This window comes from Treponema endosymbiont of Eucomonympha sp. (assembly GCF_001028545.1).
Window position 1 is genome coordinate 1 of the sequence record NZ_BBPW01000231.1, and the last position, 962, is coordinate 962.

1 protein-coding gene is annotated in these 962 nt (G+C 62.7%); it reads right to left on the reverse strand.

What is annotated here, in order from left to right; genetic code table 11:
* Positions 1-962 (reverse strand): AMP-binding protein (locus AWU74_RS14275; RefSeq protein WP_202966412.1); only part of this gene is annotated, 962 nt, incomplete at both ends.

The window sequence follows — 962 nt, forward strand, 5'->3', positions numbered from 1 at the left end:
AACGCGCCGTGCCCGGCAACAGCCGCGTCAGGTCGCGGGTCCGGTAGCGGATCACAGGCATGGCTTCCTTGGTCAGCGAGGTGAAGACCAGTTCGCCTTTCTCGCCGTCCGGCAGCACTTCGCCGGTCGCGGGATTGATGACCTCGGGATAGAAGTGATCTTCCCAGATGTGCAGGCCGTCTTTTGTCTCGACGCATTCGCTGGCGACGCCGGGACCCATCACCTCGGACAGGCCGTAAATGTCGACGGCGTGAAGATCGAACGCTTCCTCGATCTCTTCGCGCATCGCGTTGGTCCATGGCTCGGCGCCGAAGATGCCGATGCGCAGCGACGATTTGCGCGGGTCGAGGCCCTGTTTCCTGAATTCATCGAGGATCGCCAGCATATAGGATGGCGTCACCATGATGACTTCGGGCTTGAAATCGGTGATGAGCTGAACCTGACGTTCGGTCATGCCGCCGGAAACCGGAATGACGGTGCAGCCGAGACGCTCTGCTCCGTAATGCGCGCCAAGACCACCAGTGAACAGGCCGTAGCCGTAGGCAATATGGACCTTCATCCCGGCGCGGCCGCCTGCGGCGCGGATCGAGCGGGCGACAACGTCGCTCCACGTCTCGATGTCGCGCTTGGTGTATCCGACGACTGTCGGCTTGCCGGTCGTGCCGGACGAGGCGTGGATGCGCGCGACCTGGGATTCAGGAACCGCGAACATGCCGAAGGGATAGTTGTCCCTCAGGTCTGTCTTGATCGTGAACGGGAATTTCGCGAGATCCTCAAGGTTCCTGAACGATTCCGGCCGCACGCCCGCGGCGTCGAACTTGGCGCGGTAATGCGGCACATTCTCGTAGGCGTGCCGCAGCGACCATGCGAGACGCTCGCGCTGGAGGGCGCGAATCTCGTCACGGGACGCGATCTCATGGGGATCGAGCGCGGTGGGTTCGGGTGTCAGCCGATCGAGCTTA